The sequence below is a fragment of the Myxococcus guangdongensis genome (assembly GCF_024198255.1).
GTDB lineage: Bacteria > Myxococcota > Myxococcia > Myxococcales > Myxococcaceae > Myxococcus > Myxococcus guangdongensis.
Genome location: NZ_JAJVKW010000001.1, coordinates 459695 through 475003 on the forward strand (window position 1 = coordinate 459695; position 15309 = coordinate 475003).

Here is a 15309-nt window from a genome sequence, read left to right on the forward strand (position 1 = left end):
AAAGCGCCAGGCCACACGGTGGCCCCGGCGCCCGGACGTCAGGAGAGCAGGCGACATGAACGGAGCGGCACAGCAGGGCTTTGGCTATCGCGCACGGCGGACCTTCACGCGGTTGCTCGTGTTTTTCCTGATTATTGGACTCGGAGGCGTGGTCGTCTTCCTCCTGTCCCAGCTCAACGCGCGCACCTTCACCCTGGCCCCCGTGGACGGCCAGCTCGTCGTCATGAAGGGCCGCATGGCCCCCATGGGCGCCGTCCCCTACCGCCCCGGCGACCCCCGGCTCGCGGACGCCTACGCGCCCATCCCCCTGGAAGGACAGGACGTCATGGCGCTCACGATGAACAAGTACACCGAGCGCGATGAGATGGACCGGGCCCTGTTCCCCCTCCTGGAGTCGCTGGCCCGCCCTCGCATCAACTCCGAGGAGCCCGCCAAGGTGGAGCAGGGCCTGTACTACCTGCGCCGCGCCGAGAAGCTCTCCGGCGTCACCGAGGAGCAGCGCCTCACCCTCCAGAAGCTCATGACCGAGGTCGCCTTCTTCCAGGCCCGCCAGAAGCTCGAGGACGCGCGCAGGCTGGTCAGCGACGCCCTGGTCCAGCTCAAGCTCGCCGCCGAGAGCCAGACGCGCCACGCGCGCAGCGCCCACCAGATGCTCACCGTCGTCACCCCGCCCGCCCGGGAGCTCGAGGAGGCCCTCCGCCGCGCCGTCCACACCCTCAGCGGCCCCCAGGAGCCTCAGCAGGCCACCCCTCCCGCCCAGCCTGTCCAGTCACCCCCACCCGCACCCACACCGACCTCGCCGGAGGGGGCTCCCGAGGGGGCCTCACCCACGCCGCCGGTCGACTCGGGCATGGATTCCGGGACGACTCCCTGAGAGGGGCGCGGGACATCCGTCCTCCCAGGTCCGATTCCGGCCGCTCCATACGGAGCGTCTCCGGACCTGGGACTCAGTGTTGTGAGCAGAACGTGACGTAGACCGTTGGAGATCGATCATAGATTGCAAGGGACGGACCTACCCAAGCACTAGATCTCGCGTTGACACCAACGGATGCCCCCCATACCTTGTGGCCGGTCGACGACGCCCCACCATTCCGGTGGCGTCCCAAAGGGCTCAGGGAGGGGTTGTGGTTTATTTACACACAGCAGTCTACCCCGTATGTCGCCTGTGCTCTCCGGTCTCCTTGAGACCGTAGGTCCGCGGCGGTAGAGCGGGCCTTCTTCCCTACACATCCGTGCAGTTGTTTTCGTGGCCCGGGAAACCCCTCCCAGGGCAAGCTCCCCGCTTGTCCCCATGGCCACGCCATCGCCATTTTGGAGTGAGCCGCTCGTGAACTTCGAGACGCCCGTGAAGCCCGCCTCCGCGCCCATGCCCGTTCCGCCCGCCACCCCCGGCCAATCCGGACCGAGCGCGAGTACGGCACCCGTCGCGGCCCCCGAGCCCACGCAGAGCGAGTTCGCCCCCACCACCATGCGCGTGCGCAAGCGCAACGGCACCGCCGAGTCGGTGGACCTGAACAAGATTGTGCGCGCCGTGGGCAAGAGCTGCGTGGGGCTGTCGCGCGTGGACGTGATGCGCGTGGCCACGAAGACCATCTCCGGCCTCTATGACGGCGCCACCACGCGCGAGCTGGACAGCCTGTCCATCCAGACCGCCGCCGCGCTCATCGTCGAGGAGCCCGAGTACGCGCGCCTGTCCGCGCGGCTGCTCGCCACCTTCATCCAGAAGGAGGTCAGCAACCAGGACATCCACTCCTTCAGCCAGTCGGTGGCGGCGGGCCACAAGCACGGCCTCATCGCGGACCGCCTGCTGCAGTTCGTCCAGGCCAACGCGCGCAAGCTCAACGCGGCCATCGACCCGTCGCGCAATGACTTGTTCGAGTACTTCGGCCTGCGCACCGTCTACGACCGCTACCTCCTGAAGAACCCGCAGACGCGCGAGGTGCTGGAGACGCCGCAGGAGTTCTTCCTGCGCGTGGCGTGCGCGCTCAGCGGCGACAACGCGCGCGAGGCCATCGAGCTCTACCGCCTGTTCAGCTCGCTGGAGTACCTGCCCAGCTCCCCCACCCTCTTCAACTCCGGCACCCGCCACGAGCAGCTGTCCAGCTGCTTCCTGTTGGACTCGCCGGCGGACGACCTGGACGCCATCTATCGGAAGTACTCGGACATCGCGATGCTGTCCAAGTTCTCCGGCGGCATCGGCGTGGGCTACCACCGCGTGCGCGCGCGCGGCTCGCTCATCCGCTCCACCAACGGCCACTCCAACGGCATCGTCCCCTGGCTCAAGACGCTGGACGCGTCCGTGGCCGCGGTGAACCAGGGCGGCAAGCGCAAGGGCGCCTGCTGCGTGTACCTGGAGACGTGGCACGCGGACATCGAGGACTTCCTCGAGCTGCGCGACAACACCGGTGACGAGGCCCGCCGCACCCACAACCTGAACCTGTCCAACTGGGTGCCGGACCTGTTCATGAAGCGGGTGGAGACGGAGGGCGACTGGAGCCTCTTCGACCCGAAGACGGTGCCGCACCTGACGGACCTGTACGGCGCGGAGTTCGAGAAGGCCTACGTGGAGGCGGAGGCCTCGGGCCTCGCCATGCGCAAGGTGAAGGCGCGTGACCTCTACGCGCGGATGATGAAGACGCTCGCCCAGACGGGCAACGGCTGGATGACCTTCAAGGACATCTGCAACCGCAAGAGCAACCAGACGGGCCGCCCCGAGAACGTCATCCACCTGTCCAACCTGTGCACCGAAATCCTGGAGGTGACGAGCCAGGGTGAGACGGCGGTGTGCAACCTGGGCTCGCTGAACCTGGGCCGCATGGTGGCGGACGGGAAGTTCGACTTCGAGCGCCTGCGCGCCAACGCCCAGCTCGCGCTCAAGCAGCTGGACCGGGTCATCGACCTCAACTACTACCCCATCCCCACGGCGGCGGACTCCAACCGCCGCTGGCGCCCGGTGGGCCTGGGGCTGATGGGCCTGCAGGACGTCTTCTTCCAGCTCAAGCTCCCGTTCGACTCCGCCGAGGCGCGGGCCCTGTCGAAGAAGATTTCGGAGGAGATCTACTTCGCGGCGCTGACCACCTCGTGCGAGCTGGCCGAGCAGTTCGGCGCGCACCCCTCCTTCCCGGAGACGCGGGCGGCGAAGGGGGAGCTGCAGTTCGAAAGCTGGGGCGTGACGCCGGAGGACCCGGCGCGCTGGGAGGCGCTGCGCGCGCGCATCCAGCAGCACGGCCTGCGCAACTCGCTGATGATTGCCATTGCGCCCACGGCGACGATTGCGTCCATCGCGGGCTGCTACGAGTGCATCGAGCCGCAGGTGTCCAACCTGTTCAAGCGCGAGACGCTGTCGGGTGACTTCCTGCAGGTCAACCGCTACCTGGTGCGCGACCTCCAGGCGCTGGGGTTGTGGAACGAGTCGGTGCGCAACCGCATCAAGCTGGCCGAGGGCAGCGTGCAGGACGTGACGGAGCTGCCGGAGCACCTGCGCACGGTGTACCGCACGGCGTGGGAGCTGCCCATGCGCTCGCTCATCGACATGGCGGCCGACCGCGGCGCCTTCATCGACCAGAGCCAGTCGCTCAACCTCTTCGTGGAGACGCCGAACATCGGCAAGCTCTCCTCCATGTACTTCTACGCGTGGCAGAAGGGGCTGAAGACCACGTACTACCTGCGCTCGCGTCCGGCCACGCGCATCGCCAAGGCGACCATCGCCGGCAACGGCGCCACCGCGACGGCGCCCGTCACCCCCGCGCCCGAGGCGAAGGCCGCCAAGGTGACGGACGCCGAGGCCGTGGCGTGCTCCCTGGAGAACCCCGAGGCCTGCGAGGCGTGCCAGTAAGGAATTCCTGACACGCTGATTTTCACCGGAGCGAGCATGCGCGAGAGCGTGTGCTCGCTTTGTTTTTGCGGGCATGTGACACACGCGTGAACACCCTGAGGAATCGGCGGGTCACGGCATTGACGTTTCGGTGAGCGTGGTGTTGATCACGGCCCATGCTGCTCGAACCCGGCCTGAACCTGACGCTGCGTCCCATGGCGTATCCGGTTTTCTTCGAGATGTACCGGAATGCCATCAAGAACACCTGGACCGTCGAGGAGGTGGATTTCTCCACGGACCTGGTGGACCTCCGCTCGAAGATGACGGACGCGGAGCGACACCTCATCCACCGGCTGGTGGCCTTCTTCGCGACGGGCGACAGCATCGTCGGCAACAACCTGGTGCTGAACCTGTACAAGCACCTCAACGCGCCCGAGGCGCGGATGTACCTGTCGCGTCAGCTCTACGAGGAGGCGCTGCACGTCCAGTTCTACCTGACGCTGCTGGACACGTACGTGCCGGACCCGGGTGAGCGCGCCAAGGCGTTCGCGGCCATCGACAACATCCCCTCCATCCAGCGCAAGGCGCAGTTCTGCATGAAGTGGATGGACAGCATCCACGACGTGGACGCGCTGAAGACGAAGGAGGAGCGGCAGCGGTTCCTGCTCAACCTCATCTGCTTCGCGGGCTGCATCGAGGGGCTCTTCTTCTTCGCGGCCTTCGCGTACGTGTACTTCCTGCGCAGCAAGGGCCTGCTCAACGGGCTCGCGGCGGGGACGAACTGGGTGTTCCGCGACGAGAGCGCGCACATGGGGTTCGCGTTCGAGTGCATCCAGGTGGCCCGCAAGGAGGAGCCGGACCTCTTCGACGCGAAGATGGAGCGCGACGTGGAGGCGATGATTCGCGAGGCGGTGGAGTGCGAGACGCAGTTCGCGCAGGACCTGCTGAGCGGCGGCGTCGCGGGCCTGTCCGTCCAGGAGATGCGCGGCTACCTCGAGTACACGGCGGACCAGCGGCTGCAGATGCTGGGCATCTCCCCGGTGTTCAAGACGAAGAACCCGCTGTCCTTCATGGACCTGCAGGACGTGCAGGAGCTCACCAACTTCTTCGAGCGCCGCGTGTCCGCCTACCAGGTCGCCGTGGGCGTGGGCGCCGCGGGCGACGTCGTGCTCGACGCGACGTTCTGAGTCGCCTCGACGACGGGCCCGCCCCCCCGGGCCCGTCGTTCTTCCCAGCCACCGGCCCCTGCCGGCTGACAGGGATTACCGCATCACCCGCACAGGCCAGTTACCCGCCCGGTAGGCGACACTCCCCACGTACGAAAGTCGCCCCCCGTCACGTTCGCCTCGACAGATCGCATCCTCCAAACCAGACTCCGCGCCCACTTCGCACTGCGCGTACTGCCTCACGTCTGGATTTGAAGGAAGTGCCGGTTCTCTCATGTCACGCCCTCGGGCGTCGACGTCGCTGGCGGAGCTCTGCGCCAGGCGGAGGCATGCAATGGCAGACAGCACGGGCAAGCTCACCGACCAGTTCAGCATCGACAAGGACGGAGGCGCCTCGTATGCCTTCGAGCTCAAGGTCCCTCCTGGCACCAACGGCCTCGCCCCCACCCTGGGCATCGCCTACAACAGCGGCGGAGGCGACGGGCTGCTCGGCGTGGGCTGGGGCCTGAGCGGCCTGTCCTCCATCACCCGCGCGGGGAGGACGGTGGCCCAGGACGGGCAACACGGCAGCATCAACTACGACCTGGACGACCGCTTCATCCTGGATGGCCAGCGATTGATGGCGGTCTCCGGCGCGTATGGGCAACCCCAGGCCGTCTACCACACCGAAATCCAGACATGGCGCAAGGTCGTCCCCCACTACCCCTCCGGCTGGGATGTCCAACGCGGCCCCCAGTCCTTCACCGTCCACACCCGCGATGGACAGACGTGGGAGTACGGCGCGACGGTGGACTCCCGCGTCCCCGCCTCCAGCACCGTCCCCGCCATCCGCCTCTGGTCGCTCAACCGCGTCACGGACCGTCACGGCAACTTCATGACGGTGACGTACGAGCAGGACGCGCAGCACAACGCCCACTACCCCAAGCTCATCGAGTACACGGACAACCTCAAGAAGCCCATCGCCAAGAAGCGACAGGTCCGCTTCACCTTCATCGACCGCCAGGACATCGCCACCACCTACGTCGGCGGCCATCCCGTCCGCATCACCCGCCTATTGTCCCAGGTGCAGACCTACGTCGGGGACACGCTCGCCAGGACGTACCGCTTCGACTACCAGCCCAGCCGCGCCACCCGCCGGCAGCTCCTGCAGTCCGTCACCACCGAGGCGCGTGACACCTCGCTGCCCCGCACCACCTTCCTGTGGCAGGGACAGGCGGAGGCGGACCCCACGCTGTTCCAGACCTCGCGCGCGCTGGGCAAGAACATGCCCGGAGGCCTGCGCATCCCCATGGACGTGAGCGGCCAGGGCCTCACGGACGTGCTGCACGCCTACCACGTCAGCCTCCAGCTGCGGCTGGACCTGTACCTCTCCACGCGCACCGGCCTGGAGGGCCCCTTCCCCGTGGACCTGACGGGCGCGCAGCTCGGCTGGGGCGGCACCTTCTGCCCGCTCGACGTGGACGCCGATGGACACATGGACCTGGTCTACGCCGCCAACAACGGAGGCAGGCTCGGCCTGACGCTCTTCAAGGCCACCGAGCGCAACGGCCGCTGGTCGCTGGTCCGCGAAGGCCCCGTCCACGGCGCCGGCCCCATCGACCTGCTCTGGGGCGGCCGGCTGATGGCCCTGGACGTGGATGGCGATGGACGCACGGACCTGGTCTACGCCACCAACAACGCCTCCCTGTTGAAGCTGGACGTCCTCTACTCCAATGGCTCCAGCTTCGCGCCGTCGGCCCACGGCGCCACCTCCACCCACCTGCCCTTCGGCGGCCACCTGAGCGCCCTGGACCTGGACGGCAATGGCCAGACAGACCTGGTCCACGCGTCCAACGACGGCGGGTTCCTGAAGCTCACCGGGCTGATGGCCCGCCCCGAGCGCCGGGGCTTCCAACAGCAGGACACGCCCCTGTTGCCCCCAAGCTCGCGCGTCCCCTGGGGCGGCAGCCTGGTCCCCATCCACCTGAATGGCGACGGGCAGGTGGACCTGCTCAATCCCTACACGGACGGGAGCACGCTGCACCTGCGCGCCCTCTTCAACACCGGCAAGGGCTTCGTCGTGCAGGACCTGGGCAGCACGGGCCTGCGGTACGGCGCCGCCATCCCCCAGCTCATGCCCGCCGACGTCACGGGTAAGGGCCGCGATGACCTGGTCATCGTCGGTGAGCACCAACGCGACGGCGAGCCGACTCCCCGCCGCCTCGCGGTGCTGCTCAACGAGGGCGGCGCGCTGCGCCTCCACGCCAAGGTGTCCCAGGTGCCGCCCTTCGTGACGGTGGGCGAGTCCACCTCCGCGGTGGGCCTGACGGGCGTGGGCAAGGCGGACCTGCTCCACGTGGACGGCTCCGGCGCGGCGTACCTGCTCGCCGCGACGACGGAGTACCCCGACCTGGTCTCCCGCATCACCAACGGCCTGGGCGGCCGCTTCGAGCTCACCTACAAGCCCCTCACGGACCCGGCCGTCTACACCCGGGAGGCGCCCGCCCCGGACGCCGTCGACACCCAATCCCTGTTCAACAACCAGCTCCCCGGCGCGACGTACGCCCTGGCGGCCAACCCCGGCGCGCAGTCGCCTGAAGTGGGCATGAGCTTCGCCTCGCGCAGCGTCCAGTCCCCGCGCTACGTCGTGGCGGCGTACACCCAGGTGTATTCCGAGACACGGCGCCACGCCCATACCTTCACCTTCGCGGGCGCAAGGCTGAACCTCCAGGGCCGCGGCTGGATGGGCTTCGCGGCGTGGTCCAAGAAGGACCCGGACACCGGCACCGCCGGCGCCATCACCGAGACGCGCTACCACCAGGACTTCCCCCGCACCTACGCCGTGGCGAGCCAGACGGTGCGGCGCGCCTCGGACCGGGCTCTGATGGTCCGCTCCGAATACGACTACCTCACGCCCGCGAGCTCCGGCGTCCATCAACTCCAGACGACCCAGGTGCGAAAGAAGCTGTACACCTTCGCGAAGTCGGACACGCCCGACTGCGTGCAGACCAAGGCCTTCCAGTACGACGCCTACGGCAACGCCACCTCCATCACCCAGGGCATCACCGGCGCGCCGGGCGCGACGCTGTACACCCGGCAGACCTTCCAGAACGACGTGGCGCAGCACCGCCTCGGCTTCCTCACCGAGCGCAAGCTCAGCACGGACGCGCAAGGCAACCAGCCGCTGCGCTGGGAGCGCACCACCTACGACGCGAGCACCTGGGACACGAAGACGCAGTCGCGCTGGACGGGCGCAGACGCATGGCAGGTCTACTCGTACCAGTACGACGACTGGGGCAACCAGACGCGGATGGAGGACCCGGCGAAGGGCGCGGTGAGCCACACCTTCGAGTCCACGTACCACACCTTCCCGAGCAAGCGCGTGCTGCCCACGCCCGCCTCCGGACGCGCGCTGGAGTTCGAGTTCCAGTACGACGCGGCCCAGGGCGTGCTGACCTCACAGACGCAGCCCAACGGCGCCCGCGAGGTCCACGTGCACGACGGGCTGGGGCGCCCGGTGGAGACCCAGCGGATGAGCCCTGGCGGGGCGCTCCTCGCGACGATGCGCTTCCAGCGCGGCCAGGACGGCACGGGCGCCTACCGCAAGACGCTGACGCGCCAGGACTGGAGCAAGGACACGTGGCTGGTGCGCACCGAGTACGTGGACGGCTTCGGCCGCGTCACGCGCACGGCGAGCCAGGGAATGGAGAACGGCGCGCTCATCGGTCGCGCCATCCTCGAGGACACCGTCCTGGACGCGCATGACCAGCCGCTTGAGCAGAGCCTGCCCTACTTCAGCGGCGACGCCTCCAAGCGCGCCCAGGCCCTGACCTACGACGAATACGAGCGCGTGGTGCGCCGGGAGACCTCCAGCGCCGGCGCCGCGCCCAACGTCACCACCTACCAGTACCCGCGCGCCGACAAGGTCCTGCTCACCGAGGGCGTCGGAACGCCAGCGCCGCGCACCCGCACGCTGACGCACGGGTTCCACGGGGACTCGCGCAGCCTGATGGAGCTGCAGGATGGCCGCGGCAACACCACGCGCTACACCTACGACGCCCTCGGCCGACGGCTGAGCGCCACGGACCCGAAGGTGGAGACGACCTTCACGTACGACGGGGTGGACCGGCACACCGCCATCACCACCCGCTCGGGGAGCACCACCTTCACCCGCGAGACGTACGCCTACCGCGACGAGCAGCGGGAGTGGACGCACACCGACGGCACCGGCCAGGCGACGGTGTTCCGGCACGACGCGCTCCGGCGCGTCCTGTCGAAGCAGGCCGGCACCGCGCGGACGGACTACACCTACGACGAGCCGACCAGCGCGTACTCGCTCGGGCTCCTGACGGGAGTCCAGCTCCCCGATGGCTCGGCGTACGTCTATGGGCACGACGCGGACGGGAACACGACGTCCGTGAAGCTGACGCTCGACGGGACGGCGTACACGCTGGGCCAGGACTTCACGCCCGCGAGGCTCGTCTCGCGCATCGTCTACCCGGACGCCGCGAAGACGGAGGTGGGCTACCACCGCGACGCGCTCCAGCGCCTGGTGCGCATCACCGAGGGCGCGAAGGAGCACCTGGTCCATTCGGACTTCACCGCGCTGGGCGCGCCCGCGGTGGCCCGGTATGGCAATGGCGTGCGCACGGCCTGGACCTACACGCCGGACGGACACCTGCTCACCCAGGATGTCTTCACCGGCGACGAGAAGCCCGCGGCCGCCAGCACCCTGGAGTGGGACGCCTTCTGGCAGGTGAGCGCGCTGAGAGACAGTCTGGAGACGCCCCAGGACCAGAGCTTCACCTACGACTTGCTGGGCCAGCTGGTGAAGGCCCAGGGCGGCGGGTACGGCACCCAGGACTTCGCCTACGACGGGGCCTGCAGCCTCACCAGCAAGGCCGGGCTGACGCTGGAGCGCGCGGGTCACCAGGTGGCCCGGGGCTACTCCCCCGCGAGCCCCGACGCGCTGCACGCGCGCTACGACGGCAACGGCAGCCTGGTGGAGCTGACGTACCAGGGCACCACCACCCGCTTCGGCTACGACGCGGAGCGGCGGCTCCAGGAGGTGGGCCAGGTCCGCTTCACGTATGACCAGGACGGGCGGCGCCTGAAGAAGGCCGAGCCGGACCTCACGACGTACTACGTGGCGCCCTGCTTCGAGGTGGTCCGCTTCGCCAGCGGCGCGCGGCAGCACACCCGCTACATCCTGGATGGCGACGCGCTCGTCGCCTCCGTCACCGTGGCGGAGTCGGGCACGCCGCCCACGGGGCAGGTGGGGGTCCCCTCGCTGGGGACGCGCTACTTCCATCTGGACAACACGCAGAGCACCACGCTGTCCACCGACGAGCAGGGACAGGTGGCCAGCCGCCTGGACTACGAGCCGTTCGGGCAGCCGCGCCTGCGCACGGGGAGCGACGACTTCCGGCGCAAGTTCACGGGGCTGGAGCTGGACAGCACCGGGCTCTACTACGCGTCCTCGCGCTACTACAGCCCGCTGCTGGGCAACTTCATCACCGCCGACGCGCAGATGGGAGCGCCCGACGACCGCATGGGGGCGTTCAATCGCTACGCCTACGCCCTCAATGATCCACTCACGCTCATCGACCCGACGGGCCGCGGCTTCTTCGGCGCCATCAAGAACTTCTTCACCAACACGCTGCCCCAGTGGTTCTCCAAGCACTGGGAGGAGATCGTCTCCTACGCGGTGGACATCGCGCTCATCGCGGGCGGCATCGCGCTGTCGTTCGTCCCCGGCCTTCAGGGCGTCGCCGCCGTCGCCATCGGCGTTGCGGTGGGCGGACTGGTGGGCGCGGGGCTGGGAGGGCTCGCCTACAACATCAGCGCGAACGCGATGGGCAAGGAGTTCAGCTGGGCGGACTGGGGCGCTCAGGTGGGCATCGGCGCCGCGGCGGGCGCCATCGCCGGGGGCTTCTCCGCGGTGGGAGAGATTGCCGCCACCAGCCTCAACCTCGCCAGCCGGAGCCTGCTCAACATCGGCCTGCGCGCGGGCGTGGATGTCATTGGCGGCGTGGTGTCCGGCCTGAGCAGCCAGCTCATCGGCAACGCCGTCGCGGGCGCCCCGCTGGGCGCGGACCTCACCTTCGCCGCCATCTTCGGCGGCGTGGCGGGAGGCATTGGCAGCGTCGTCGCCTCCGGCGGCAAGGCCACGCTCAGCCGCGTGGCGCGCTCGCTGGATGACCTGGACGGGCTGGCGGATGGCCTGCGCCGGGCCAGCTACAACGTCGCCAACGGCCCCACGATGCAGCTGGAGGTCGAGGGGCTGCGCAAGCTCGTCGCGCTCTCGCTCGGCGGCACGTTCGGGACGTCGCTCGGGTACACGCTCAGCTACCTGCACGCGGAGCAGTACTTCCTGCCCGGCATGAAGTGAGGACGCACCTCGACACCGTTGTGGCCCCGGCATGCGGTCCGTGCCGGGGACTGGATGCAGTGCAACGCCATGGAGGCCAGACACGATGCAGCCGACGACTCGGACGAAGCCGAAGATTCTCTTCGCGGGCACCACGACGGGACAGGACTTCAATGCGTTGAAGGACGTGGCGGAGGTCTCCGTGAAGCAGGGCGCGGACGACCTGGGAATCGCGGAGGTGCTGTGGATCGACTGCGCCACCACGAAGCCGGAGCAGTACGCGCCCCTGCTCCGGCTGGCCCTGGATGAGGGAAAACAGCTGGTGTTGCGACACCCGGATGACCCGGCCCGCAAGGCCCTGTCAGACATCGTCGGCTGCGAGCTGAAAGATCCCGCGGCCGCGCTCATGGTCATCCGCGACCTGCAGGCGACCACCCCGTCCGCCTACGCCATCACGGTGCTCGAGGACGCACCGGGCCTGCCTCCCGGCGAGCTGACCCAATCCGGTGGCGACGCCGACCCCACGTCCAGGTCCTCCGCGGCCCCCCGCGGCTCGCCCGTGGCCCACGAGAGCATGGGGGAGCCACAGGACTGGGCCACGCTGCTCGACGCCCACCGGACGCGGAGCGCCCGCTCGGTGGGAGGCGCCGGCCTGATTCCGCCCCAAGGTGTCATGTATGGCATCAGGACGCTGACCGGCAGCTTCGGCAATCGCCTGACACAATCCAACTGGTCCGAGACGAGGGGGAAGAGCCAGGACATCGAGTATGGCTTCACCAGTTCGTTCTACGTCTACCGGGAGAATGGGAAGTCGAGCGCGGACTACGTGGTCATCCGGGTCCAGCAGGCGACGTTCAGTCCCCGCTCGCTCATGGTGCGCGCCGACAACGCCAAGGGGTACTGGCAGTTCGACCTCCAGGCCCAGTGCACCAACAACCGGAACGCCTCCCTGCTCAGCACCAGTCCTGACACCACCAACAGCGCCAGTCCCATCACCGACCTGTCCGCCCCGCTCCACGTGAAGGTCCTCCAGGACGGCAGCTGCCTGCCCACCTACTGGTCCGCGAGGCACGGACCGGTGGCGAGAGCCCAGGAGGGCTGGGGGCTGTCGAACCAGAGCGGCATCGGCTCCGGGACGGCGCTCTGGCGCTACTTCCACCGCGAACAATGGAACTCGATCAACGATCCACCCAACGAGTTCGGGCGCTGGTGGTCGAACATGTACGACGGAGGCTACGGCGGCCGGGTCAAGAATCTGAACACCCTGGCGGGCTCGTCCTTCACCGTCGAGAACGTCTGCGCGTGGCGCTTCAGCGCGAGCATGATCAACTCCAACCGCAACGTCACCTTCACGGAGATCCTGAGGTACAAGCTGGCGGCCTTCGCGAACCCCAAGGGGACTGGCAACGGCCACCATCAAATCTCCTGGTACAACCTCGAGAACTCCCCGAGGACCCTCACCCTGGACGTCGTGGCCGTCTCGGAGGACGTCACCAGTCCGTGCAAGTGACGGGGGCGCGGTGAAGGGAGCGGGGACCGCGTGATAAGCAGGGGGGCACACCATGGACCGTGCCGCCCTGCTCTTCTGGCTCTGGATGCTCTTCTTCACCGTCAACGCGCTCTGGGCGTTGAGTCAGGCGGCCGTGGCCAGCTCGTTCGGCGTCCGGCCCACGCTGGTGAAGCTGGGCGTCGGCCCACGCCTCTTCACCCTGACGCTCGGCGGCATCCAGTGGGCGCTGCGGCCCCTGGTCCCCTTCGGCAGCGCGGTGAGCTTCGAGGACCCGTCCGTGGACGCGGCGTCCTCGAAGGCCCCCGTCGACAACCGGCTGCGCCAGCTGCCCGTCGCGCTCCACGCCGCCATCATCGCGCTGCCCTGGGCCGTGCTGGTCGGGGTCGCCATGGCCTGCCTGGGGCCCGGAGAGGGCCTGCGCCACTTCGTCAGCGGCTTCGCCCTGCCCTTCCAGGTCTCGCTCCTCCCGGAGCGAATCGAGCGCTTCGTCGCCATGCTGCGCGGCGGTGAGCTCCTGCGCGCCTGGGGCCTGCTCAGCGCCAAGGTGGCCGCGGCCAACCTGCTGCCGCTGCCCGTGCTCGCGGGCGGCTCGCTCGTCATGCTCCCGTGGCGCAACCAGCGCGAGCGCGTCCCCGTCTGGGCCGCGAGCCTCAACCTGCTGGTCATGGCCTTCGCGCTGCCGTGGGCCTGCTACGTCGTCTACCTGCTCGGCGCCGCCGTCCTGCGCTGAAGGGCTACGTGCGCTCCTGGAGCGCCAGCCGCGCGCCCAGCGCGACGAAGACGCCGCCCGTCACCCGCTGCTGCCACAGGGCGAAGCGCGGGCTCCTGCGCAGCCATCCGCCGAACGCGCCCGCGACGGCCGCGATGAAGCACAGCCACAGCGTCCCCGTCACGTCGAACAGCAGCCCGAGCAGCACGAACTGGAGCCCCGTGTCGCCACGGGCCGGGTCCACGAACTGCGGCAGGAAGGCGAGGAAGAACAGCGCCACCTTCGGGTTGAGCACGTTGGTGACGACGCCATCGCGGAAGATGCGCCACAGGCTCGTGGGCGCCAGCGCCTGGAGCGCGTCGGGCCCGCGATGGCTGCGCAGCATCTGCACGCCCATCCACACGAGGTAGAGCGCGCCCACCCACTTCACCCCCAGGAACGCCATCGCGGAGGTGGCCAGCAGCGCCGACAGGCCCAGGGCCGCCGCCGCGATGTGGAACAAGCCCCCCGCGCAGATGCCCAGCGCGGAGACGAAGCCCGCCGAGCGGCCCTGCCCCATGCTCCTCGACAGCACGTACATCGTGTCGGGGCCCGGGGTGAGGTTGAGGGCCAGCCCCGCCAGGAGGAAGGCCAGCAGGCGCGTCGGCTCGAAGAGCATGTCGGGAGACTCCGCTCCGTCGTCCCGGAGCCAGGAGCGGGCAGGCACGGCCCTTCCCCGCACCCGCTGCATATCGCCTCGCCCCGCACGGCGCACGCCTTCGTCCCGGGCATGCCGAAGCCCGCCGCCGTGGACCTCCCGGCGACGGGCCTGACTTCAGACGCGGTGACTCCCACCGCGACAGGCGGCTCACACCGGCGAGCGCGTGCGGCTCCGGTCCTGCGCGATGCGCTCCGCCCGCTCGGCGTCCAGCGAGCGCTCCGCCGTGCGCGCGGAAATCGCCGCGGCCGGGGCGAACACGGAGCGGTACACCGCCGCCGCCAACCCACCGCCCAGGAGCGGCGCGATGATGAACATCCACAGCTGGCTCAGCGCCTGCCCCCCCGCGAACACGGCGGGCCCCAGGCTGCGCGCGGGATTCACGGACGTGTTCGTCACGGGGATGCCCACCAGGTGGATGAGCGTCAGCACCAGGCCGATGGCCAGCCCCGCGAAGCCCACCGGCGCCCGCGCGTCCGTCGCCCCCAGCACCGTCAGCACGAGCAGGAAGGTGAGCGCGACCTCCGCCAGGAACGCCGCCCCCGCCCCATACCCTTCCGGAGACGCGATGCCGTACCCGTTCGAGCCCAGCCCCGCCACCGACGCCTGATAGCCCCCGGGCACACCCTTGGCGATGAGCAGCACCACGCCCGCCGCCAGCACCGCGCCCAGACACTGCGCCACCACATAGCCGAGGATGTGCTTGCTCTCGAACTTGCCCGCCAGCGTCAGGCCCACCGTCACCGCCGGATTCACGTGGCAGCCGGAGATGGGGCCAATCGCATACACCATGGCCAGCAAGGACAGGCCGAAGGCGAACGACACGCCCAGGAAACCGATGCGGTCCCCCGCCAGCACGGCCGCTCCCACGCCGCCGAGCACCAGGACGAACGTCCCGATGAACTCGGCCAGGTACTTCCGCATCCCGTCATTCACCCCGGCCGACACCGCGGCCGGGGTCCTTCTGTCTGTCGGCGAACGCATGCGCATCCTCTCTCGCCGCGCTCCCGCCGGACACGGACACTCGCGCCCGGCGCCTCGCGGCGCCAGCAGTCCCACCCGGG

The 15309-nt window shown here is 69.3% G+C and carries 8 protein-coding genes; 6 read left to right on the forward strand and 2 right to left on the reverse strand.

From position 1 onward, the window contains the following. The first annotated feature begins 55 nt into the window (after positions 1-55). From LXT21_RS01875 to LXT21_RS01900, 6 genes are all read left to right on the forward strand, one after another. Positions 56-874, forward strand: a complete 819-nt coding sequence (locus LXT21_RS01875) for an IF-2 protein (RefSeq protein WP_254036357.1) — start codon at positions 56-58, stop codon at positions 872-874. A 453-nt stretch (positions 875-1327) separates the two neighbouring features. Further along, the gene (locus LXT21_RS01880) at positions 1328-3835 is read left to right on the forward strand and encodes a ribonucleoside-diphosphate reductase subunit alpha (protein ID WP_254036358.1); all 2508 of its coding nucleotides are present in this window, start codon (positions 1328-1330) and stop codon (positions 3833-3835) included. 155 nt (positions 3836-3990) lie between these two features. Continuing rightward, positions 3991-5001 (forward strand): ribonucleotide-diphosphate reductase subunit beta, encoded by a 1011-nt coding sequence (locus tag LXT21_RS01885; protein WP_254036359.1) that lies wholly within the window; start codon positions 3991-3993, stop codon positions 4999-5001. Between the two features lie 313 nt (positions 5002-5314). Beyond that, a complete protein-coding gene (locus tag LXT21_RS01890; protein ID WP_254036360.1) occupies positions 5315-11350 on the forward strand; it encodes an RHS repeat-associated core domain-containing protein in 6036 nt (2011 codons plus the stop codon). A gap of 85 nt (positions 11351-11435) precedes the next feature. After that, positions 11436-12839: a hypothetical protein gene (locus LXT21_RS01895; RefSeq protein WP_254036361.1), complete on the forward strand. Its 1404-nt coding sequence runs from the start codon at positions 11436-11438 to the stop codon at positions 12837-12839. Positions 12840-12891: 52 nt separating this feature from the next. Next, positions 12892-13569, forward strand: a complete 678-nt coding sequence (locus LXT21_RS01900; protein WP_254036362.1) for a site-2 protease family protein — start codon at positions 12892-12894, stop codon at positions 13567-13569. A gap of 4 nt (positions 13570-13573) precedes the next feature. On the opposite strand, the gene LXT21_RS01905 is transcribed toward LXT21_RS01900, so the two are convergent. Both LXT21_RS01905 and aqpZ read right to left on the reverse strand, forming a co-directional pair. Continuing rightward, positions 13574-14206 (reverse strand): LysE family translocator, encoded by a 633-nt coding sequence (locus tag LXT21_RS01905; RefSeq protein ID WP_254036363.1) that lies wholly within the window; start codon positions 14204-14206, stop codon positions 13574-13576. 189 nt (positions 14207-14395) lie between these two features. Then, complete coding sequence (gene aqpZ / locus LXT21_RS01910) at positions 14396-15229, reverse strand: aquaporin Z (protein WP_323393944.1); 834 nt, start codon at positions 15227-15229, stop codon at positions 14396-14398. Positions 15230-15309 lie beyond the last annotated feature (80 nt).

Bases quoted from the DNA above. Each gene is read 5' to 3' on its own strand.
- LXT21_RS01895 (WP_254036361.1), top strand. From the start codon at position 11,436: ATGCAGCCGACGACTCGGACGAAGCCGAAGATTCTCTTCGCGGGCACC.
- LXT21_RS01875 (WP_254036357.1), top strand. From the start codon at position 56: ATGAACGGAGCGGCACAGCAGGGCTTTGGCTATCGCGCACGGCGGACC.
- LXT21_RS01905 (WP_254036363.1), bottom strand. From the start codon at position 14,206: ATGCTCTTCGAGCCGACGCGCCTGCTGGCCTTCCTCCTGGCGGGGCTG.
- LXT21_RS01890 (WP_254036360.1), top strand. From the start codon at position 5,315: ATGGCAGACAGCACGGGCAAGCTCACCGACCAGTTCAGCATCGACAAG.
- aqpZ (WP_323393944.1), bottom strand. From the start codon at position 15,229: ATGCGTTCGCCGACAGACAGAAGGACCCCGGCCGCGGTGTCGGCCGGG.
- LXT21_RS01900 (WP_254036362.1), top strand. From the start codon at position 12,892: ATGGACCGTGCCGCCCTGCTCTTCTGGCTCTGGATGCTCTTCTTCACC.
- LXT21_RS01885 (WP_254036359.1), top strand. From the start codon at position 3,991: ATGCTGCTCGAACCCGGCCTGAACCTGACGCTGCGTCCCATGGCGTAT.